The 20,997-nt window shown below is 50.1% G+C and carries 19 protein-coding genes; 14 read left to right on the top strand and 5 right to left on the bottom strand.

The window, feature by feature from the left end; all coding sequences use genetic code 11:
* The first annotated feature begins 1 nt into the window (after position 1).
* From QU597_RS13620 to QU597_RS13635, 4 genes are all read left to right on the top strand, one after another.
* The gene (locus QU597_RS13620) at positions 2–1,090 is read left to right on the top strand and encodes a DUF58 domain-containing protein (RefSeq protein ID WP_310833105.1); all 1,089 of its coding nucleotides are present in this window, start codon (positions 2–4) and stop codon (positions 1,088–1,090) included.
* On the top strand, positions 1,087–2,418 hold the full coding sequence (locus QU597_RS13625) for a hypothetical protein (RefSeq protein WP_310833106.1): 1,332 nt from the start codon (positions 1,087–1,089) through the stop codon (positions 2,416–2,418). The genes QU597_RS13620 and QU597_RS13625 overlap by 4 nt, the downstream gene beginning before the upstream one ends.
* 30 nt (positions 2,419–2,448) lie before the next feature.
* Positions 2,449–2,856 (top strand): MerR family transcriptional regulator, encoded by a 408-nt coding sequence (locus QU597_RS13630; RefSeq protein WP_310833107.1) that lies wholly within the window; start codon positions 2,449–2,451, stop codon positions 2,854–2,856.
* A 94-nt stretch (positions 2,857–2,950) separates the two neighbouring features.
* The gene (locus QU597_RS13635) at positions 2,951–3,883 is read left to right on the top strand and encodes an alpha/beta hydrolase (RefSeq protein WP_310833108.1); all 933 of its coding nucleotides are present in this window, start codon (positions 2,951–2,953) and stop codon (positions 3,881–3,883) included.
* Here the strand turns inward: QU597_RS13635 and QU597_RS13640 are convergent.
* Both QU597_RS13640 and QU597_RS13645 read right to left on the bottom strand, forming a co-directional pair.
* Positions 3,840–4,166, bottom strand: coding sequence for an AzlD domain-containing protein (locus QU597_RS13640; RefSeq protein WP_310833109.1), 327 nt, complete (start codon positions 4,164–4,166; stop codon positions 3,840–3,842). The genes QU597_RS13635 and QU597_RS13640 overlap by 44 nt on opposite strands.
* Complete coding sequence (locus tag QU597_RS13645; RefSeq protein ID WP_310833110.1) at positions 4,157–4,891, bottom strand: AzlC family ABC transporter permease; 735 nt, start codon at positions 4,889–4,891, stop codon at positions 4,157–4,159. The genes QU597_RS13640 and QU597_RS13645 overlap by 10 nt, the downstream gene beginning before the upstream one ends.
* A gap of 168 nt (positions 4,892–5,059) precedes the next feature.
* On the opposite strand from QU597_RS13645, the gene QU597_RS13650 reads away from it, so the two are divergent.
* Entirely contained in the window at positions 5,060–5,518 is a 459-nt protein-coding gene (locus QU597_RS13650) for a GNAT family N-acetyltransferase (protein ID WP_310833111.1), read from the top strand.
* A 145-nt stretch (positions 5,519–5,663) separates the two neighbouring features.
* Here QU597_RS13650 and QU597_RS13655 read toward each other — a convergent pair whose 3' ends face one another.
* Entirely contained in the window at positions 5,664–7,718 is a 2,055-nt protein-coding gene (locus tag QU597_RS13655) for a beta-galactosidase (protein ID WP_310833112.1), read from the bottom strand.
* 145 nt (positions 7,719–7,863) lie between these two features.
* On the opposite strand from QU597_RS13655, the gene QU597_RS13660 reads away from it, so the two are divergent.
* The 5 genes from QU597_RS13660 (at position 7,864) to QU597_RS13680 (ending at position 14,728) form a co-directional block, all read left to right on the top strand.
* Positions 7,864–8,697, top strand: coding sequence for a helix-turn-helix transcriptional regulator (locus QU597_RS13660; RefSeq protein ID WP_310833113.1), 834 nt, complete (start codon positions 7,864–7,866; stop codon positions 8,695–8,697).
* 183 nt (positions 8,698–8,880) lie between these two features.
* The gene (locus tag QU597_RS13665; protein ID WP_310833114.1) at positions 8,881–11,457 is read left to right on the top strand and encodes a hypothetical protein; all 2,577 of its coding nucleotides are present in this window, start codon (positions 8,881–8,883) and stop codon (positions 11,455–11,457) included.
* Positions 11,458–11,494: 37 nt separating this feature from the next.
* The gene (locus QU597_RS13670; protein ID WP_310833115.1) at positions 11,495–12,208 is read left to right on the top strand and encodes an ABC transporter ATP-binding protein; all 714 of its coding nucleotides are present in this window, start codon (positions 11,495–11,497) and stop codon (positions 12,206–12,208) included.
* Positions 12,205–13,581 carry an ABC transporter permease gene (locus tag QU597_RS13675; protein ID WP_310833116.1) on the top strand — a complete coding sequence of 459 codons (1,377 nt, stop codon included), beginning with the start codon at positions 12,205–12,207 and terminating at the stop codon, positions 13,579–13,581. Before QU597_RS13670 ends, QU597_RS13675 begins: the two co-directional genes overlap by 4 nt.
* 49 nt (positions 13,582–13,630) lie before the next feature.
* Positions 13,631–14,728 (top strand): efflux RND transporter periplasmic adaptor subunit, encoded by a 1,098-nt coding sequence (locus tag QU597_RS13680; protein WP_310833117.1) that lies wholly within the window; start codon positions 13,631–13,633, stop codon positions 14,726–14,728.
* A gap of 40 nt (positions 14,729–14,768) precedes the next feature.
* Here QU597_RS13680 and nagZ read toward each other — a convergent pair whose 3' ends face one another.
* Positions 14,769–16,130, bottom strand: a complete 1,362-nt coding sequence (gene nagZ / locus QU597_RS13685; RefSeq protein ID WP_310833313.1) for a beta-N-acetylhexosaminidase — start codon at positions 16,128–16,130, stop codon at positions 14,769–14,771.
* A gap of 121 nt (positions 16,131–16,251) precedes the next feature.
* Between nagZ and QU597_RS13690 the strand changes: the two genes are divergently transcribed.
* Complete coding sequence (locus QU597_RS13690) at positions 16,252–16,755, top strand: ferritin (protein WP_054940465.1); 504 nt, start codon at positions 16,252–16,254, stop codon at positions 16,753–16,755.
* Between the two features lie 103 nt (positions 16,756–16,858).
* On the opposite strand, the gene QU597_RS13695 is transcribed toward QU597_RS13690, so the two are convergent.
* Positions 16,859–18,211: an outer membrane protein assembly factor BamB family protein gene (locus QU597_RS13695; protein ID WP_310833118.1), complete on the bottom strand. Its 1,353-nt coding sequence runs from the start codon at positions 18,209–18,211 to the stop codon at positions 16,859–16,861.
* Between the two features lie 299 nt (positions 18,212–18,510).
* On the opposite strand from QU597_RS13695, the gene QU597_RS13700 reads away from it, so the two are divergent.
* The 3 genes from QU597_RS13700 (at position 18,511) to ybiA (ending at position 20,975) form a co-directional block, all read left to right on the top strand.
* A complete protein-coding gene (locus tag QU597_RS13700; RefSeq protein WP_310833119.1) occupies positions 18,511–19,374 on the top strand; it encodes a cation diffusion facilitator family transporter in 864 nt (287 codons plus the stop codon).
* A gap of 192 nt (positions 19,375–19,566) precedes the next feature.
* Positions 19,567–20,466, top strand: a complete 900-nt coding sequence (locus QU597_RS13705; protein ID WP_310833120.1) for an NrtR DNA-binding winged helix domain-containing protein — start codon at positions 19,567–19,569, stop codon at positions 20,464–20,466.
* 29 nt (positions 20,467–20,495) lie between these two features.
* A complete protein-coding gene (gene ybiA / locus QU597_RS13710) occupies positions 20,496–20,975 on the top strand; it encodes a riboflavin biosynthesis intermediates N-glycosidase (protein WP_310833121.1) in 480 nt (159 codons plus the stop codon).
* Positions 20,976–20,997: the final 22 nt, after the last annotated feature.

Below are 20,997 nucleotides of genomic sequence, written 5' to 3' on the forward strand. Positions count from 1 at the left end.
CATGTCGCTTCCCTGGTTTATTCTCAGTACTCTTCTGCTGCTGCTGTTCATCTCAGTTATTTATCAGCGAAGTGCGCTTAAAAGTGTGAGCTACACCCGTTATTTCTCTGCGGCTGCAGCCTATGAAGGGGAGCAGGTGGAGATGGTCGAAGAGATCACCAACCGCAAGCTGCTGCCGCTGCCCTGGCTGCGTCTTGAATCCAGCATCGCCCGGGGCCTGGAATTCGGCAGGCAGGAGAATCTTGGTGTCAGCAGCGGTGAAATCTATCAGAATCATATCAGTTTGTTTTATCTGCGGTCCTACCGCCACATCAAACGCCGTCATCTGGTCCGCTGTGAAAAGAGGGGCATGTTCCGGCTCGAATCCGTTACAATGACGACCGGTGATCATTTTGGACTTAGCCGGAGGACCAAGACATTCCCGCTGCAGCTGGAATTGCTGGTGTACCCCGGTCTGGTAGACATTCATGAGCTTCCGCTGCCGGTTCACAGCTGGCTGGGCGAGCTGCCGGTGAAACGCTGGATTGTCGAAGATCCTTTTCTGACCGCGGGTACGCGTGAATACAGCCCGGGGGATTCACTTAACGCCATGAACTGGAAAGCTACGGCACGGACCGGCAGGATGCAGGTGCACCAAAAGGATCATACGGCCGACTCGCGGCTGGTCATCTGTCTGAATGTGGAGATCAGCGATTCAATGTGGAGAAACGTAACGGATGCTGCGCGGATCGAGCTGGGTATCCGTTATGCAGCTACGGCAGCTGATTACGCAGTAGGCCATGGTCTGGAGACGGGTCTCCTGTGCAACGGAAAGCTTGATGGTGGAGGGGAACGTGATCATGTGACATCCGGGCCGCTCGGAAACCTGGAAGAGGTACTCGGACTGCTGGCCCGTCTGCAGCTGGACCGGACAATACCGATGTCCCGGCTCCTGGAGCTTGAAGCGGAGAGATATCCTGAGGGCAATGATTATCTGATCATTACCTGTCACCGGGGGAAGGAACTGCAGCAGGCTGCTGAGGAACTGGGACTGCTGGGCAACGGCGTAGCCTGGCTGGATATTCCGGGAGAGGAGGGGGAACGCGCATGAGCAGCGGATCTGGGGACCACATGAAGGTTTCGGTTAGATTATGGTTAAGCTGTGTGTTGGAATGGCTGCTGTTTCTCCCTCTTTGGGTGCTGCTTGAAGTGTACTTACTGCCGGAGCAGGGAGTATTAATCCCATGGACTTTTACGCTGCCAGTCCTGTCATTAGCTGGTGTACTGCTGCGGCAGGTATGTAGCCGCAGATGGAAGCAGCTGCTGGCGGCGCTGCCAATCGGAGCCGCAGCGGGTTTATTATACGGAGGAATGAATATAAGCGTCCTTCCGCTGATTGCCGTTAGTGCCCTATTTGCCTATCTCGGAATGAATGCAGCTTCGCGCAATCACAGGCAGAAGACTTATGTTGCCGGAATCACGGTATATTTTACTTCGGCAATCATTTATGCCAGGGTACCTGAGCTTCTGCCTAATCTAAAGCTGTTGACCTGGAGCGGCAGCCTGTCTCTTATCCTCGCACTGCTTGATTCCAATATCAGTTTTCTGCGTTACAGCTCACTTGCAGCTGATACTGCAAGTTTGCCGTCAGGCATGCGGCGGCATAACCGCTTGTTTGTACTGATGTTTGTTATAGCGGCTGGACTTCTGGCTGCAGGTGCAGGTAAAGCACTCGGATTGCTAATATGGGATACAGCCCGTCAGATCATCGGCTGGTTGTCCCGTCTGCTGTCCGGTTCTGAGGAAGCCACGCCTATCGAGACAGTACCCCCGGCAGCGCCTCCGGAGCTTCCGCAGTCTGATGTTCACGAGCCCGGTCTCCTGTCGATGATTTTCGAAATCATCTTCTATGGCCTTGGAGCAGCTGTCCTGCTTGTACTGCTGTATCTGGCCTTGCGCTGGCTGTACCGAAATACGGGAGGTATATTCCGCAGAGCGATCGATGCCCTCCTGTCCATGCTGCGCAGAGAGACCCCTCAGGAGCATGCTGCTTTTCAGGATGAAGAGGAGAATATCTTCGCCTGGGAGAAGACGGTCCAGGGCGTCCGGGAATACTGGCTGAACCGGCTGAAGCCGGGTGGCCGCAGGGACCGCTGGGAGTCAATGAACGGCAGCCGTGAGCGCATTCGCTGGCTATACCGTCATTGGCTAGGCGCGAAACAAGCCGAGGGCTATGAGGTTAAAGGCTTCCTGACACCGTCGGAGACCGGAGAAGACGTAACGGAGTGGGCTGAGAAAAGGAAGCACATGCGTAAAAGTGGCGGGGGCAGCGAAGTCTCCCCGGACGAACTGCTTCAACTATATAATCAAGCCAGGTATGGTAACGATGAAGCTTCAGGTAAGGACCTGGAGCAGCTCAAGAAGCAGCTGAAGCTATGAATTCTGCAGACAGGTGAGAGGAGCAGAGACATGGGGCAATATTTAAGCGGTGAAATGGCCAAGGCGGCAAAGGTGAATATTGAGACGTTGAGATATTATGAGAAGCACGGACTGCTTCCCGAACCGCAGCGTTCAGAATCGGGTTACCGTCTGTATAACGAAGAGACCCTGCAGAGACTTTTGTTTGTCCAGAATGCCAAACGATGCGGATTTACACTGAAGGAAATCAAGAAGGCGCTGGTTAAATCTGCGGCTGGAAGCATCGGAATAGCTGATTTTGTGGCAGTCATTGAACGGAAAATGATTGCGATAGATGTAGAGATTGCGAAGCGGGAACAGACCAAGGCAATGCTTGGTCAGCTGAAAGGTGAACTTCAGGCTAAAGACAAACATCCGGGTGTCCGGGAGGTTCTGGGAATTCTTCAGATGGATTCGTAATCCATGAATTTTTAGCTTGGGGGCATGCTTGACTCCGTACTTAACTACAGGGTTTATGATGCAGGTATCAAACCTTGCAGGAGGAGATACCGACATGCCAACCCCAATTCATCAGCTTGAAGCAATCAAAACGTTTCTGCGTCAAAGCGGCAGCCCAATAGGAAAAACAGCAGAGCTAATCCGCAGCGAAATGGCGGAGGCGGCAAGACAGCTTCCAAGACGACCGGATATAAAGGCAGAACCTGTTAATATAGGGGAACTATATGGCGAGTGGGTCAGTATAGAAGGTATAACGGTTGCTGCAGAGAGTGCATTCCTCTACTTCCACGGAGGAGGGTTTATTGCAGGCACTTGCGAAATGTACCGCGATCTTGCAGCCCGGCTATCGGCAGCATGCGGTAGTAAAGTATTGACCGTTGAATACCGGCTGGCACCGGAGCACCGGTATCCCGCAGCTAACGAAGATTGCCTGTACGCCTTTTCCTGGCTGCGAGGGCAGGGTTTTTTGCCGGAGAATATCATTCTTGGCGGGGATTCGGTTGGCGCTACACTTGCGCTGATGACTATGATTTCGCTTAGAGATGCAGGTGAAACGCTGCCTGCTGCAGCCATTCTGCTCTCTCCGCACAGCGATCTTGTTCATTTGGACGGTGAGTCCTATACCAGCAGGGCCATGACGGACCCTACAGGTAGCCTTGAAGGGAACCAGAAGATTATAGAAGATTATTTAGGCGGGTATGAGGGAGAGTTACCGGCACTGCTCTCCCCGCTGCGTCTTGATCTGCATGGTCTGCCTCCCATCCTAATTCAGGCGGGAGACCAGGAGGTTCTGCTGAGCGATGCAGAACGTCTGGCCGTACAACTCCGGGCTGCGGGGTCTGAAGTGAAGCTGGAAATATGGGAGCAGATGTGGAGTGTCTTTCAATTCATGGCCGGCCTCCTGGTTGAGGGGGAGCAGGCCATTGTCAGCATCGGAGAATTTGTCAGAACAGCAAGCGCAGCAGCATCAGGGACAGCACGCCGGTAACTACCGTGCCAAGCAGGCTGCGCGTTTTAACCGCAACCCAGAAGGTAGGCAGCGCGGCGATCAGCTCCACATTAGTAGACAGAGCGGCAAACCGCCCTTCGTCGACGAACAGCTCTTGTGCAACCAAAGCAGACATGACGGCGATGGGCATATAATTTAACCAGCGCATTCCCCATTCAGGAATAGTGATCCGGCTTAGCAGCATCAGCGGGAGTACACGCGGAATGAAGGTGACCAGGGCGGCACCGAGAATAATCAGGAATATATCCGGTCTTACTTCCATTTTTCCATCACGGCTCCAATCGTTGAGGCTATAACTGCTGCGGCAATGACGCCAATACTGGGTGACCACAAAATAGACACGCTAACAGCAATGATCATGGCTACAAGGCCTGTAGCTATATCCAGTGCGTATTTGCTTCTGCTAATGAGGGTAAGCACCAGCAGGCCGATGAACATGGCCGGCAGGGCGAAGTCCAATCCCCATTCTTCCGGACTTGAGATCCATTGTCCGAGAACTGCGCCTGCGATGTTGGCAAGGAACCAATTCAAGTAGGCCGTGATGTTGAGGCCGTGCATCCATTTCTCACTGATTGCTTTTTTGGCGGCACTCTTCTGGATGGCGACACCAAACGTCTCATCCGTAAGCAACGTACCAATCAGAAGATTCCTAAGAGGTGTCAGATGTCGGAAGTAGGGCGATATGGCTGCACTAAGCAGCAGGTGCCGGAGATTAACGAGTAGGATCGTAATGATGATACTGGTGGCCGTACTCCCTGCGGCGATCATTCCCGCTGCTATAAACTGGGCAGAACCGGCATACAAAATAATCGATATTAATGATATTTCAGCCAGTGAGAGGCCTGCAGTTTTTTCGACAACCCCGGCAGCAAATCCGATACTTAAGTAGCCTAATAGTGTCGGTATGCAATCTTTAACCCCTAGCCAAAAGCTGTCTTCGCTGATCTGGGCTGCAGGGAAATCAGCCTGTACGGATTCTGTCTTCATGAATCGGACTCCTTTCAGCCTGTCTTTGTTTACCGCGCTGCAGTACATGCAGATTATCTTAATATCTAACAATTTTCGGCGGTTGGCAAGGGGGAAACTTCATACGAGTGTCAGAAAATGATTGGAATAACTCGATACGAAAGATCGATCACGAGGAGGAATGAATTTTTGCAAGTCATAACAGAACGTCTAATCATTACTGCTTTTAATCAAGAAAATTACAAGAAGGTATCTGAAACGTATTCTATTGGAAAACATATCGTCAATTATTTAGATAACCTTAAGGAAGATCCTGAATTGTTGGGCTGGGGAGTGTGGTTTGTATCTTTAATTGAAAATAACCAAGTTATTGGCGACATTGGATTTAAGGGAACGCCTGATAGTCAAGGAACTGTAGAAGTTGGGTTTGGAATCATTCCGGAAATGCATAACAAGGGGATAGCTACAGAGTCAGTTGGAGCAATTATTGAATGGGCATTATCTTCTAGAAAAGTAAAAAAAATTGTGGCAGAGTGTCTTATCGATAACCTTCCTTCTATTAAAGTTCTAGAGAAATTAAAGATGACGAGAACTGGAATAACGAATGGAATGATTAACTGGGAAATACTAAATGATCATAATTGTTAAACTATCGGCAAACATTAGTGTAATAAAACAGCGACAGCCAAGGACTTTGTACTAACATCCTTGATTGTCGCTGTTTCAATTTATTCAGAAAAAACACACCGTGAACGGAACAGAGTTCCATTAGCGTAGCGCTCCTCTTCTGATTTTATTCCAGCACTAAGACACCAAATCCTTCCATAGTGCACTTTCCATGCAATTCTTTACCTGTCAGCAAATCCGTCCGCGGTTCTTTGAGCACAATTTCCGCAGATGCTTCATTATAATTCAAGAGGAACGTCAGGCTGGTGGTATCGCTGCGGCGGATCTGCAGTTCAACCTCGGCGGGCAGCTCAAGCCACTCCGCAGCCGGAGAGCTAATATTCAAGCTGCCGATGATTCTTAGCGCAGCTTCCTCATTGAAGACCGCACCGTAATACCATACCTCGCCCCTGCCGCGTTTGTTCCGGGTAACCGCCGGTTTGCCGGCATAATAATCGGTAGCGTAACGGCCCATAACTTCCACGCTGTCCTGTTCCACCTGCAGGATATCATTAAAGGCATCTGCTCCGGTAAGCGCTTCGCCACCATGAGTCCATCTAATCGATGTAGGTGCACGATTACCTTTGACCATTGTAAATTCTTCGACGGTTATTCCGCAGAGTTCCTTGGCAGCTCCGGGAAATGCACGCATGTAGCATTGACCGCGCGAATCCTTATATCCTGTGCGGCAGCCGAAGATAAGCGTGCCTCCTTGCTGTACATACTCGTCAAGCACCGCTGCCGTGTCGTCCGTCATAATCGCCGGATGAGGATAGACCAGCACCTGATACCGTGCCAGTTCCTTAGCCGTTGTCTTGCTGCGCAAGTAGACAATATCTGTTGGAATATGCTGCCGCTGCAGGGCCTTGAACCATTCTTTATTGCTGGTCCACATAAACGGCCCGTGCCAAATATCGTACTCACCATCCCATTCATTATCATAATCGCGCAGAATAGCTACCGAAGCCTCTGCCCGGGTTCCGATAATCACTTTGCCCGCTGCCGCCAGCTCTTGGCCGATGCCCGCGGCTTCTCTGACTCTGCGGTTAGGCAGGTTATGGTAATCGTTAAGGCCATGCCAGTAAATTTCATTGCCCATTGTGGCTGTCCGCCAGCGGAAGTAGAGTACCATATCGGCACCGTGGGCAATGGACTGGTATGTCCAGAGCCGCATCTGTCCGGGTTTCGGAGAGGGCATATCCATCCGGTTGACCCAGCCGCCGGGACCTGATTGCTGCTCCATAATACAGTAGTTAGAGCTGATCGAGCGGACAACGGACAGGGACAGGCTCCAGCTCCGGTCGCCGAGCGGATTTTTTTCGTTCGGGTCATAATTAATACTGGAGAATTGCGGATAGGAATCATAGCTGAAGAAATCCAGCAGCTCATCCTGCAGTTCATGGCTGTCGAGATGCCCGAACAATCCGTTCGTCGTTACCCACTGATCCGGCGCCTGGGCACGAATAATATCCGCCTGTATTTTGGCGAAAGAGATGGTGTTGTCAGAGATGAAGCGTTTCTCATCCAGCGCCTGGTGGGGATTAGGCTGCTTCGGCACTGGAGTAGGTCGCGGCAAATACACCTGTGACCAGCTGGTATAGCTCTGGTTCCAGAAGACTGCTCCCCAGGCCTCATTTAACTTCTCCAAGGTTACATATTTGCGTTGAAGCCACTCACGGAAGGCGGTGTGATCGCTTTCAGAGTAGAATTCATTGATCTCACAATTTAGCTCATTATCAATCTGCCAGCCGGCCACACCGGGATGGCTGCCGTAATGTGATGCCATCTGCGATACGATCGCAGCACACAGCTCACGGTATTTAGGGCTGCTATAATTATAATGGCGGCGCATGCCATGCTGCAGGGTAACACCTTCATAAGTTACATTCAGAACCTCAGGATACTTCTCGGTGAGCCAGGCAGGGGGAGTTGCCGTAGGCGTACCGAGCACTACTTTGAGCCCATGGCGATGGGCCAAATCGATGGCGCGGTCAAACAGCCCGAATTGATAGCTGCCTTCCTCGGGTTCAAAAATGGACCAGGCAAATTCACCCATCCGGACAATGGTAAAGCCTGTCTCCACCATCCGGCGGTAATCGTCGTCCCACATGTCCTCCGGCCAATGCTCCGGGTAATAGCACACGCCAAGCTCAAACTGTTTATCTGCGACTGGTTTCTTCATCTTAACCTCCAAGTGTAAAAATATGCTTTGTGAACGCTACAAATCTATTGTAATATCAGCTCATAGGAATCTCATATAACATAATATTGCTTTTATATTATTATCTTGCGTGCTGGATATTTAGAATGATTAAGGAGGGGATTGTATGAAGCAGCAATGGGTATTACCAGCCCCCGCCTATGCCCATTATGTCTGTTATCCGGAATTTCTGGGACATTACAGCGATTTCCCGCAGCATGCGGAGCGAAGAAGTGAAGGGATGCTGAACAGCTATAATCTGCATTTGGTTTTTGGCGGTTCCGGCTATGTATTTCAGGAGGGCGAACGGATTCCAATGGGCAAAGGAAGCGGCTTTCTTTATCCTGGAGGAGCCTATCAGCAGTACGGTTCTGATCCGTCGCAGCCTTGGGAGGTGCGCTGGGTTCACTTTAATACGGCCATATCCCTGCCCCTTTTGGAGGAAGCAGACCAGTCACGCGGTTATTTCTTTACATTTGATCTAAACGCTGGCCTTGCGTCCAGATTCGAGGAGATTTACCGGCTTAGCGCTGCCTACGAGACACGCATTGAACCGCGGCTCTCATCAGTACTCTATGAAATTCTGGTTACACTGCTGCAAAACTCTGAACCGCTGCATGGCTCCGTGCCGCTGGAGATCAGACATTCTATCCGCCGCACGGCAGACCTCATACATCAGGAATGTGAGCGTCCCTGGACGCTTGAAAGCATGTCGAGGCTCGCAGGGTACAGCAGCTACCACTTTTTACGGCTGTTCCGCTCCATTATGGGGAAGACGCCGAACCGTTATTTAAGCGATTGCCGTCTGGCAAGAGCCAAGCTGCTACTTGTCTCAACAGAACTGCCTGTCGAACAGATCGCCCTTCAGACCGGCTTTCATCAGTCCAGTTACTTCATAAAGGTGTTCAAACTGGCCGAAGGATTGCCTCCAAGCCAGTACCGGCGGTCATTCAGTTCATAGATTTAGAGTCACTGTGGAACAAATATTAACAAAACCTTTTCTAAAAACAGCGCTAATGGTGCTGTTTTTTCACGTAAATGGGATAAAAAGTTACAAGCAGACTGGAAGAGTTACAAATTGGATACAATTCCCTGTGGGCTAGCAACTATAATAACTCTAGCAAATATTCCTGGGAGGAAATCCATGAGACCGATCAATAAAAAAACTATTGCACTGCTCCTAAGCAGCTTTGCTATAGCCCAGTTGGCAGGAAGTACGGCTGCTCCGGCCGTCCTGGCCGCAGGGACAACCGGGCCGGCAGCTTCAGTTACTGCAGCAGCCAAGGTGAATCCAATTACACTTGCGGCAGGTGTTACAGCAACGCTAGAAGACGTTAACATTTGGACACAGTCCGGAGGTAACATTTTGGCTTACACACTGAAGATTACAAATAATAGCGGTTCTAGTGCAAATCTGCAGCGCTACTTCTCTCGTGTGGTTACACCGGGCGGATCTGTGATACCCGGTAATCCTGTAACCGCAGACGTGACGAAGAAGAAGGTACCTGCAAAGGACAGTATGAGTATTACATATTACGTGAATGTAGGACAAACCACGTCACTGAAAGGCGTTAAGATCGCCATGTATGTGTGGGACACGAAGACTAAGGGCTACTTAAAGCATGCGGGATCTATTGCAGTGCCAGCTAATTATTCCACGACTGTGGAGCTGGGGAAGAGTCTTAATACGAAGATGAATGACATCCCGGTTACAGCAAGTGCAGACACACTTCAGCTGTATAAGTACGCCGGTAAGGTCTATGCCAAGGTGGGGATTAATCTTACCAATAAAGGCAACAAAGTGCTCAGTGATCCGGGTTATTCAGCCTACCTGGTTACAGCGAGCGGGACTTCGTTTGAACTTGCATTAAGCAGTTCCCAAACAGGCTATAAGATTCAGCCGCAGGAGAAAAAAAGCATTTATTATCTGACGGAAATTCCTGCTTATCTGAAAACGGCCAATATGAAGCTGCAATTCACCCAAAAGGATGAGGCGCTGAAGCTAGAGCTCCCGAAAACCTCCTATAAGCTTCCGGCAGCAACCACCCCGGATCTGATTGTAGCCAGCGGGGCCGTTAAAAAGCTTGTCATAAGCAGCAACACCGTTGATACGAAGCTTACCGGCGCCTCAGTGTATGCGGAGGACGCCAAAGCGGTATGGTCGTTCCAGCTGCAATTAAAAAACACCGGGAACAAGGCGGTCACGCTGCCTGTTTATGAGCTGGCGGTCAAATCGGCCAAAGGGACGGCTTTCCCGGTGAATTCCAAGGGGTTAAGTGGACTTATACTGAAGCCGCTGGAAACGAAGGTTGTCCCGCTGACGGTTGAAATTCCGCTTGAGGTGGAGCAGTCCAGCCTGCAGCTGCAAATGATCGAAGCTGTCACCGCAGCAGCCGGAACCGGGTCAGGACCGTCAGAACCGTCTGGAACAGCAGAGACGGCCGAGCCTTCTGCAAAGCTGATTTTTCCGGTAGCTTATTTTACAATTCCGTACACCTTGCGTGCCGATGTGCACAGCGGCCAGGAATATGGGGCTACTAACCAATACGGCTCTTTCTCATACAGTCTGCAATCTCTGCAGCGTTATCCCTGGAAGGATGATGATATTGTCATCGCCAAGCTGAGAATTACAAATACCCAGGCTGTAAACCTCACCATTCCTGAATTGAAGGGGGCTCTGAAGCTGGATACCGATAATCTGGCCTCAACTACCGATCTCCTGATGGACAAAGAGTCGTCGGTGCTTGCTCCCGGTAAGTCTGCTGAGCTTTCGCTGATGACCAAAATCCCTTATACGGACGAGTTCGAGAATGTCAGAATTAATTTATCCGTCAAATCGGATACAGAGAATATTCCGTTTCTCGATCTGAGCACGAACAGCTTCATAAGTGCCATAGACAATCTGAAGCGTGGTGATACCTATACAATTACCGGAAAAGGTAAAAACGCCACTATTCAGGAGAGCAGAACTACAGTTTATCCAGGCAGTAATGCCAACATCGTATACACCGAGCTGCTGATGAGCAGCGGTGAGAAGCGCCAGAGTAAAATGGCCCGGCTGCAAGCCTATTACAAGACAGCGGATGGACAGTTCTATGAAGCCAAAGTGAATCAGACAAATAATGCGGCGACACCCGGAGGCAAACAGCTGATTACGTTCTGGGCCAAGCTGCCCAAAACTGCTGCTACTGCAGATGTCTCCTTGTATTTAGGAACAGGGGTGACGGGCAGCAAGCTTAGCGAAAGCGGGGAAGAACCGACAGGGTTTATTCATGTAGCTTCACTTCTCCTTACCCCGCAGGCCGTTACTCCGGCAGCCAATCTGCAAAAAATTGCTCTATATCCGTACACCTTAACAGTGTTTGCCTCGGAAGGCAGACACTTGGAGGCCAGCGATACCGTAACCATGAATATGAGCTACAACTTGTCACGGGATAACAGTCTTGATTCCGGAGACTCCGAACACAAGCTTATCCTCAGAATGACGGACCCTTACGGACAATCCCAGGATAAAGTGGTAGTTTTCGGTACTGATCTGACCGAGGGGAATAACAATATGTACTCCATGTCCTTCAGCAAAAGCCTGTATAAGCAGATGACTGGCGGGACTTACAGACTAACGTTATACGATGAATTCCAAGGCGAGCGGCAGGAGCTGGGAAGCCAGGTATACACCATCCTCTTTGACATGCTGCCGAAACCGGAAAAAGAGGAGAAATAAACTTTCTACATCCTAAGTGCACAAAGGAGCAGCTTCCATGTTGCGAGTTGAAAATATTAAACATGCGTTCAAAACCGGCAATGATTGGACCACAGTATTGCACGATATTAGCTTCGCGGTGAAAGAAGGAGAGATGGTAGCGCTGCTCGGCAGCTCCGGCTCCGGTAAATCCACCCTGCTCAACCTGATGGCGGGCCTAATGAAGCCGACCGAAGGGCACATTTACATTGCTGACCACGATATTGTGCAGATGGGTGAGAACAAGCTGGCGGAATTCCGCCGGAAGCATATCGGCTTTATCTTTCAAGCCTATGAGCTGATTACCAGTCTTACAGTGCGTGAGAATGTCGAGCTACCGCTCGTATTCCAATCCGTCTCACCGTCTGTCCGCAAGGAAAAAGCGCTGGCACTGCTGGAGCAGGTCGGGATTCCCGATAAGGCGGATTTATTCCCTTCGCAGTTGTCAGGCGGCCAGCAGCAGCGGGTCAGTATCGCCCGTTCGCTGATTACAGAGCCGTCCGTGATCTTCGCAGATGAACCGACAGGGAATCTGGATTCCAAGACGGAGGAAGAGATCATCGCGATTCTGCTGAAACTGAACCAGACGATGAAGACAACCTTCATAGTAGTAACACACGAGCATGAGGTGGCTGAGCAAATGCAGCGAACGTTCTCGCTGCGCGACGGGTACTTAATTCATGATCTGAACTCTGAGGCGGATATAGTACCCGCACCGGGAGGTGCAGGATGAAGATAAGAGATATATCCAGAATGGCCTGGGATCAGGTCAAACGCCGTAAAGTGGTTACCGGTTTGTGTATGACAGGAATATCAATTGGCTGTGCGGCGATTATTGTGGCGCTAAGCATCGGCCAATCCGCCCAGGTCTATGTGACCGATGAAGTGAACCGCAATTTCAAAATGGATGAAATTATTGTATCTCCAGGCGGAGGGATTCCTTCTCAAGGGAACGGAAGCGGGGCACCTGCAGAGAGTAATGATAACCTGAATCCCGGCAAGCTGACTGCCCAAAAGCTGAAGATTATCCAGGGGCTCAATCATGTTGTTGCCGCTGCGCCCTTTGAAGATGCAGGCTATATGCAAATGCTGACCATTGACAATAAAATTGCCGATGTCCAGATCAAAGCCACGGATTTACGGATGCTGACCAAATTCGGCCATAAGTTCAAACAAGGCGGGGTTACGGATCTGCCGGGAATGGTCGTGCTGAACTATGGGGCGACGCTTGGCCTGATTGATAATGAGACCCGCCAGAAGCTGTACGAGCGGCTTGGCGCAGAACCGTTTAACCAGGAACTAATGGATCAGTATAACAGCATGGCAATCCTGCCTACAGAGATGTACCGGCAGCAGATCCAGATGCAGGCTACCGATTATTCCAATCCGGCGGGGAATATCAAACTCAGTTCACCGCTCCAGGTAGGCGGCATTCTGGCTAGCCCGGAAGGGACTGACGATCTGAGGGCTTCCTACGAGAAGATCGTCTATGTCTCCCTTGAAACGGCTGCACAGCTCGCGAAGGAATTGTCTTTCACGGATACCAGTATGACTGCAGAGCCGGAAGAGGACACCTACAAATCAGTAACGGTCAAAGTTGACAGTGTCGACCGTATTAAACAGGTGGAAGAAATGATTCAGAAGCTGAGTCTCTCAGCCAGTGACAATCTGTATCAGCAGGAACAGCTCAAACAAACCTTTGATATGATGAAAATGGCAGCACTGGGCATCGGGGTATTCATTCTGGTTATCGCCTCGATCTCTATTATCGTAGCGATGACGATGTCCACACATCAACGCAGGCGGCAGATCGGGATCATGAAGGTGCTTGGCGCGAACATGGGGCAGATCCGCAATATGTTCATCACAGAAGCTGCCTTGCTGGGGCTGCTTGGAGGAGTTTTAGGTGTTGTCTTCTCCTATCTGATTATTATGGGACTTAACAAACTGGTCGGCACAGCCGGTGACGGGTTAACCTTCTTTATCCCGCTGATGACGATTCCGGTCGGACTGGCGTTTGCCATTATGACCGGTGTGCTGTCCGGAATCTATCCGGCGATCAGTGCCTCCAGAACTGATGCGCTTACAGCCATCAAACGGGATTAGCGTGCCGCGCAACGTATATTAGCAATTCAAGCTGAAAGGAAGCCCGACAATGAAAAGGATGATTAAGCGCAGCCTTAAGTGGATTATTATCGCGGTTATTGTGATAGGTGCAGGTTATATGCTGTACGGGAAAGTATTTAAGGACGGTGAATCGGAAGTGGTCATGGAGCCTCCGCAGGTGATCAGCTTCCCGGTGACCCAAGAGACTGTAACCAGCTCTGTCCAGGTCAAGGGACGATCGCAATACCAGGAAGAAACGCTTGTCTATGCACCGTTCGCCTCCAAAGTAACCGGCTGGAAGGTAGAGAACGGCGGGCAGGTGAAGAAGGGGGATGTGCTGTTCACGCTGGACCAGTCATCCCTGAAGAATGAGATCGCGACGGCAGAAGCGGCCATCCGCAAAGCGGAGCTGGAGTCAGAGCTTAACGCTTTTGTCAGCCAGCAGGAGGACGAAAGTGCAGCGCCTATCGGTACGGAGGCCGAACGTCTGAAGGCCCTTGCTGCAGAAGAGGCAACGCGGCTGAATAATGAGCTGAATCAGGTTAATACGCAAATTCAGGAACAGGAGCTGGCTGATAAGAAGGCTAGGCTGAGAACAGCCGTATACCATGCCCCGGCTACCGGCATCTTCCTGTATGACAGCAGCAGCGAACGGCCGCAGACCGTTACGGACAATCAATACATCGGCAAAATCGTGGATCTGAACAAGCTTGAGTTCATTGCCTCTGTCGGGGAGCAGGATATATTCCGCATTAAGCAGGGGATGAAGGTGAAGGTCAAGATGACTGCGATGAAGGAACTGACGCTGAACGGGGAAGTGACTGAGGTCTCGAAGTTCGCTACCACAACGACCGGGCAAAACACAGCCGGGCAGATACCGCAATTTGAGGTCGTCATCTCCCTGCAGCCGGACGAGCATCTGATAGGGGGCTTAAGCCTTAGCGGGGATATAGAGACTATCCGTAAAGAAAATGCGGTTGTAGTCTCCAGCATGGCAGTTATGCATGAAGGGGAACAAACCTTTGTCATGCTGGATAAAGGAAACGGGCAATATGAGCGTCAGGAAATCAAAATCGGACTGGAGACTACGGAGAAAACTGAAGTTCTTTCCGGTCTTAAGCCAGGAGATACGGTAGTTCTTCAATAACAAACAGGAGTTCCGGCAAACTTAACCGGAACTCCTGTTTTTATTTCTTGATCGTTTGAAGCCAAGCCTTTATATCGTTGTTGAGTGCCGTCAAATTAGGAACAGACAGAGGCTTATCGCTAAGATGATACTTTTCCTTCAATGCAAGGATCCGGTAGACACTATCGTTGATCCTTGACTCGGATATTGTACCTTTCTTGACCGCTTCTAATAGTGCTTTCCGTACCAGCTGCTCGTTGGCGTATTCATGGGCTATGAGCAGTACGTCACTGCCTGCAAGTACCGTATCGACTGCTGCTGCCGGCAGGGTGTAATGCTCGGTAATTGCCCCCATAGTCAGATCGTCGGTGATGACAACCCCGTCAAAGCCCATCTGACCGCGGAGCAATCCGCCGATAATCGTTTTGGAGAGGGAGGCGGGCTTCTCAGGGTCAAGCTTGGGATACAGGATATGGGCGACCATCACCGCATCCGCATTCTCCTGAATGGCTGCCTGGAACGGCAGCCATTCCAGCTTAGCCAGCTGGGCGGCAGTTTTGTTCACGACCGGCAGCTCCAGATGGGAATCAACGGAGGTATCGCCGTGGCCGGGGAAATGCTTAATGACCGGAATGGCACCTTCTTCGGACATCCCTTTCATTTCGGCAATGCCCAGACGGGTAACGATATCAGCATTACTGCCGAAAGACCGCTCTCCGATGACCGGGTTATCGGGATTACTGTTAATATCGAGTACAGGGGCGAAGTCCATGTTGAAGCCCGCTGACAGTACTTCTCTGGCCAGCAGCCTGCCCATCGTTCCGGCTGTATCGGCATTGCCTGATCTTCCGACCTTGGCGTTAGAGGGAATAGCAGTATAGTCTGCAGGCATCCGGCTGACCTTGCCGCCTTCCTGGTCTACACTCATGAACAGGGGGACAGTATTTCCGCTGTTGCTCTTCTTGAGATCATTGATGAGAGTAAGCATGCTCTTCAAGTTATGAATGTTGTCTTTATAAAGGATGATCCCGCCAATTTCATCCTCGGAGATCATTCTCTTGGCGCTCTCCTCCAGCTTCGTGCCGTTAATCCCGACCAGCAGCATCTGGCCGATTTTGGCTTCCAGCGTCATTCCGGCGACCTCTCTAGCGAGCGGATCGTCATTAATGGCGGTGTCCGGAGATGCTGTGGGAGCAGCCGACGGTGAAACCGGGCTGTCTGGCGTTGGCTGTATGCCTGCTGTCTTGTCCGGCGCTGTGCTTGCTCCCGGCATTGCAGTTACCTCAGGAGAAGGCTGAACAACAGCTGTAGTATTACCTTCGCTGCAGCCTGCAATCAGGAGTACCGTAGCAAGGGCGGCGATAACCATTGAATTTCGATAGAATGTGCTGAGCTTGAAGCAGGGAAAGCAATGTCGGTTCATCAAAATTCGGTCGTCCTTTCGTTTGCGGATTCACTGGCACTGATGATAAGATGAAAAGGAACAGAAGGTATTACATATGGTTGAACTTATTTACAACTTATAAGGATGAGGTGACGTGCTAATGAAGGAAGAATTAATGAAGACACTCAATGAACAGATGAATTTTGAGTTTTATTCCGCCCATGTATACCTTGCAATGGCCGCTTATTGTTCCGGTGAAAGCTTAGACGGGTTTGCCAACTTTTTCCTGGTGCAGGCCGAAGAAGAACGTTTTCACGCGATGAAGATTTACAAGTTCCTAAATGACCGCGATTACCGCGTCACGCTTGCTGCATTGCCGGAGCCGAATAATAACTATACTTCCATGCTGGATGCGTTTGAGCATGCTTTTGCCCATGAGCAGCAGAACACCAAGAAGTTCTATCATCTGGCCGATCTGGCACTGGATGAACGTGAGCATGCAACAATCTATTTCCTCAAATGGTTTATTGATGAGCAGGTAGAGGAAGAGGCGCTGTTCAGCAATATTATTGCCAAGCTGAAACGCATTGAGACGGACAGCAACGCGTTCTACATGCTGGATGCGGAGTTTGCCGCCCGTTCATTCACACCGCCTGCTGAATAACCGCCTGCTGGCTAATCATGCAGTCAATCCATTGGAACAGACAGACACGGAGTTTATCCTGCGAGGATACTCTCCGTGTCTTTTATTTTGAACAGGAGTGCTGTTATTGAATTGAGGCCGGCAGTTTGATCCCCAGCAGTTTACCGCCATTACGTACAATTAGGATATTTCCGGTCTTCAGGGTGGACGCAAAATCACGCGAACCGGCATTTACTGTGAACAGAGGCTTGTAGCTGATCAGGTCATAGGCATGGAATAGGCCGTCAGACTGCCCTGTGTAAATGGTTGAGCCGAAGATATCGAACTGAACCGTGGGATTTTCTCCTGGTGAGAGACGCATTACCTGTCCATTGGCTAATTTGAGTGCAGCAAACGTCTGATCGCTATAGTTGAAGTATAACATCCGTTGTTGCAGCACTTTATCCAGCGGGTATTCACTCTCGAGAATAGACTGCTGCCACACCTGCTCAGGTTTACCGTCCGCCGTATAGTTCCAGAAGTCATAACGTGCGAATGTCTCCCCCCGGAGAACATAGAGATTGTTGCCATCCAGGAAAGCGGAGCCATAGGCGCCTCCTGACCGGAATCCGATATCCGGATCAGCCTTTTCGGTCCAGCGGTACAGCCGCTCACCCTTGATTTGCCCGGTTTTTAAGCTGATGACTGAGACATGGATTTTGCGGTTGACCGGATCATCATCCAGCATCGCCAAATTCTTCTCGGAGTACAGAACTCCGTCCTTGATAGCCAAAGGCATGTAATGGCGGTATTGTTCCCACAGCTTTTTACCGGTTTGGGCATCATAAGCAACAAGTGTGGAGAGAGAGATGACACTTTCTGCAGTATAAGCGCGCAATACCACGCCATCTGATTGAGCAAGTGAATCGGTGCCATAGTAACTGGAATTCTCATTAAGCTTCCATTTTAGCTTACCGCTCGCTGCATCGACCGCTGCAAGATAGATTCCCTGTGTAACGTATACGGTTTCGCCAATCCGCTGAATGCTGGAAGCATTAGGCAGTGCGAGATCCGCTGACCACAGCTTTTTACCGTTTTGATTGACGGCATAAAGTGCGCCTTTTTGCGTTAAACCGTAAATATTTCCGCTGCTGTAAGTGAAAAGTGGGGCCAGCGCATTGCCGTATTCCCATAATTTTTTGCCTGTGGCCGCCTTGAGTGCGATTAGCCTGTAGTTATTTTGGAGCGCAAATACGGTTCCATTCTCAGCCAGTGCGGTAACGGCTTGCTTCGCTTGCGGATCCTTTACTGTCGCTGTTGTAAAGCTCCAGAGCGGTTTAATGACCGGTGCGGAAACTTTTGTATAGTAGGGATTTCCTGTGCTTACCTCAGCCGTTTCAGCAGAAGCATTGGGTACAAGCCAGCTCCCGCCAAGCGGCAGCAAAATAGCGGCTGCGGCAGCAGCGGAGACTATTTTGCGGATTCGTGAATGTAACATTGGACATCTCTCCTTATAGAAAATGAATAAATAGACGCTGCGGATTATCATCACACTTTATAGACTCCTATTTTCGAAAAAAGTTACATAATTTTACTAAAATGCAGTAGCCTGCCGGAATACTTCTTGTGAAATGTTGTTCAGAGGCAAACAATGTTGCGTCCGGCAAAACACTTCCGGCCCGCCAACTCTATTTGGCAGGGTTAACTATTACGCCATCCGGCAACACTGTTTCTCTAGACCCACCCGTTTGTCAGCGTGTAGTATAGAACAATACTATTCTTTGGAGGTTCTTTTTGTTGGAAAACTACAGCGACATCAAACAAAGTGAAAAAGGGGCCTGGCTCAGTCTAATTGCATATATCCTTTTATCAGCAATCAAACTGTTCATCGGGAATGTCTCGGGATCCCAGGCACTTTTAGCCGATGGTCTTAATAATAGTACTGATATTATTGCTTCTATAGCTATTCTAATCGGACTTAAGATATCCAGAAGACCCCCTGATTCCAATCACAGCTACGGGCATTTCAGAGCGGAGACAGTGGCCGCACTGATTGCTTCTTTTATCATGATTGCTGTAGGTATTCAAGTTCTGTACCAAGGTGTGAACAAGTTTATTCAGCCGTCGCTGGAAACGCCAGATCTGCTTGCCGCCTGGACAGCCGCGGGCTGTGCAGTGGTGATGATCGCCGTATATCTGTATAACATCAGGCTGGCCCGTTCGCTAAACAGTAATGCTATGCAGGCAGTAGCCCAGGATAACCGCTCGGATGCCATGGTCAGCATGGGTGCATTCATAGGAATTATCGGTTCACAGTTCGGGCTGCCTTGGCTGGACCCGGTAACGGCAGTGATTGTCGGTCTGCTGATCTGTAAGACAGCCATTCAAATCTTCAGCAAGGCTACACATGATCTGACAGACGGCTTCGATGCCGGTGAGCTGGAGCTGATGAAGCAGACGGTGGCTGAAATTGAGGGCGTAGAATCGATTAAAGATATTAAAGCGAGAGTTCATGGCAACAATGTGCTGGTAGATACTACTGTGCTTGTGGATTCCAGGCTGAATGTTGTGCAGAGCCATGATATCACGGAAGAAATTGAGGATCAGCTGAAGGGCCGCCATCAGGTAGCTGATGTGTTGGTACATATTGAGCCGGTATGAAGCCGGTTCTGATACAGAAGCAAGCCTGAGCAATCAGGCTTTTTTTGTGTTTGCTTTTGAGCGGGAATCCACAATCATCCAATTCTTGCTTGACAGTTGTATGAACCATCGGTATATAATAACAATATGATATTAACAAAAGGATAATAATAAAAATATAAACATAAAAATGACCTTAAAAGGAGCAGTAAGATGAATAAACGAGCCTTAACCGATGCTCAGGGATTAACCGAAGAGCAGTTTCTCCAGACCTATGATGCCGGTGAGTATGAGCGTCCGTCCGTGACCGTGGACATGCTGATTTTTACTGTAATGGAACGGGAACAGGATAACTACCGTAAGCTGTCTGATAAATCGCTGCAGCTTTTGCTAATTCAGCGGGGACAGCATCCCTACCTGGGGCAATGGGCGCTGCCCGGAGGATTCGTGTCGGTCCATGAGAGCATTGAGGAGGCTGCACGCAGGGAGCTGTTCACAGAGACGAATATAGACAACATCTACATGGAGCAGCTGTATACCTGGGGAGAAGTGGAGCGTGATCCGCGGATGCGTGTCATCAGCTGCTCCTATATGGCTTTGGTTGACCGTACAACGCTTAATGTTCAGGCTGGGGATGATGCAGCTGATGCAGCCTGGTTCGAGGTATCACATCAGCTAATTGAGAGCAGCCGCAGGGAGCTGGAGCAGGGCTTTGAACTGGTGAAGCTGATCCGTATTACCTTGCAGAATGAGAGGACAACACTTTCAGGTGTAGTCAAACATGTGGAGACGGTTCAGGGCCATGTCCGAAAAACGCATAGCCAGATTATCGAAAGCGAAGGCTTAGCCTTTGATCACCTGCTGATGGTTCAATACGCAATTGAACGGCTGCGGGGAAAGGTGGAGTATACGGATATTATTTTTAATCTGATGCCTCCGCTGTTTACCTTATCTGAGCTCCAGCGGGTCTATGAGATCATTCTCGGCAAAGAGCTGCTGGCAGCGGCGTTCCGCCGGAAGATTGCCGATCGTGTAACGGAGACTGAGGAATATACGAAGGATGCCGGACACCGGCCATCCAAGCTGTACAGGTACAATATGAACAGGGAATAATGGTTAAGGGAGTAAAGGGGAGTAGAGAAATGGAGAAATTCACGTATTTTTACCGGAGCCATTCACCGTTTTCACAGTGGTATCCGTGCTGTTTTACGGTCGATGATATCCGCTTTAACTGTGCTGAGCAGTATATGATGTACGGGAAGGCGCTATTGTTCGGGGACGAGGAGATAAGCCGGAAGATTCTGCTGGCCCGGACACCGAGGGAGCAGAAGGAGCTCGGCAAGAGGGTACGGGGGTTCGTGCATACCGAATGGGAACGCCACTGCAAAACCATCGTCTATGAAGGAAATAAAGAAAAGTTTATTCAGAACCAGGAGCTGCTGCAGTTGCTGTTAGATACCAGAGGTACAACTCTTGTGGAAGCAAGTCCAACAGACCGGATCTGGGGTGTCGGATTAACCGAGGATGATCCGGCCATCCGCAGCAGAAGCACTTGGCGCGGTACAAACTGGCTGGGTGAGGTTCTGACAAAACTGCGGGATGATCTTATTGACGGATCGTAACCGGCATCATGATTAGAATGGA

Source organism: Paenibacillus pedocola, from assembly GCF_031599675.1.
Lineage (GTDB): Bacteria > Bacillota > Bacilli > Paenibacillales > Paenibacillaceae > Paenibacillus_AQ > Paenibacillus_AQ pedocola.

Excerpts from the sequence above, each read along its gene's own strand:
- QU597_RS13620 (WP_310833105.1), top strand. The coding sequence starts at position 2 with ATGTCGCTTCCCTGGTTTATTCTCAGTACTCTTCTGCTGCTGCTGTTC.
- QU597_RS13625 (WP_310833106.1), top strand. The coding sequence starts at position 1,087 with ATGAGCAGCGGATCTGGGGACCACATGAAGGTTTCGGTTAGATTATGG.
- QU597_RS13630 (WP_310833107.1), top strand. The coding sequence starts at position 2,449 with ATGGGGCAATATTTAAGCGGTGAAATGGCCAAGGCGGCAAAGGTGAAT.
- QU597_RS13635 (WP_310833108.1), top strand. The coding sequence starts at position 2,951 with ATGCCAACCCCAATTCATCAGCTTGAAGCAATCAAAACGTTTCTGCGT.
- QU597_RS13640 (WP_310833109.1), bottom strand. The coding sequence starts at position 4,166 with ATGGAAGTAAGACCGGATATATTCCTGATTATTCTCGGTGCCGCCCTG.
- QU597_RS13645 (WP_310833110.1), bottom strand. The coding sequence starts at position 4,891 with ATGAAGACAGAATCCGTACAGGCTGATTTCCCTGCAGCCCAGATCAGC.
- QU597_RS13655 (WP_310833112.1), bottom strand. The coding sequence starts at position 7,718 with ATGAAGAAACCAGTCGCAGATAAACAGTTTGAGCTTGGCGTGTGCTAT.
- QU597_RS13660 (WP_310833113.1), top strand. The coding sequence starts at position 7,864 with ATGAAGCAGCAATGGGTATTACCAGCCCCCGCCTATGCCCATTATGTC.
- QU597_RS13665 (WP_310833114.1), top strand. The coding sequence starts at position 8,881 with ATGAGACCGATCAATAAAAAAACTATTGCACTGCTCCTAAGCAGCTTT.
- QU597_RS13670 (WP_310833115.1), top strand. The coding sequence starts at position 11,495 with ATGTTGCGAGTTGAAAATATTAAACATGCGTTCAAAACCGGCAATGAT.
- QU597_RS13675 (WP_310833116.1), top strand. The coding sequence starts at position 12,205 with ATGAAGATAAGAGATATATCCAGAATGGCCTGGGATCAGGTCAAACGC.
- QU597_RS13680 (WP_310833117.1), top strand. The coding sequence starts at position 13,631 with ATGAAAAGGATGATTAAGCGCAGCCTTAAGTGGATTATTATCGCGGTT.
- nagZ (WP_310833313.1), bottom strand. The coding sequence starts at position 16,130 with ATGAACCGACATTGCTTTCCCTGCTTCAAGCTCAGCACATTCTATCGA.
- QU597_RS13690 (WP_054940465.1), top strand. The coding sequence starts at position 16,252 with ATGAAGGAAGAATTAATGAAGACACTCAATGAACAGATGAATTTTGAG.
- QU597_RS13695 (WP_310833118.1), bottom strand. The coding sequence starts at position 18,211 with ATGTTACATTCACGAATCCGCAAAATAGTCTCCGCTGCTGCCGCAGCC.
- QU597_RS13705 (WP_310833120.1), top strand. The coding sequence starts at position 19,567 with ATGAATAAACGAGCCTTAACCGATGCTCAGGGATTAACCGAAGAGCAG.
- ybiA (WP_310833121.1), top strand. The coding sequence starts at position 20,496 with ATGGAGAAATTCACGTATTTTTACCGGAGCCATTCACCGTTTTCACAG.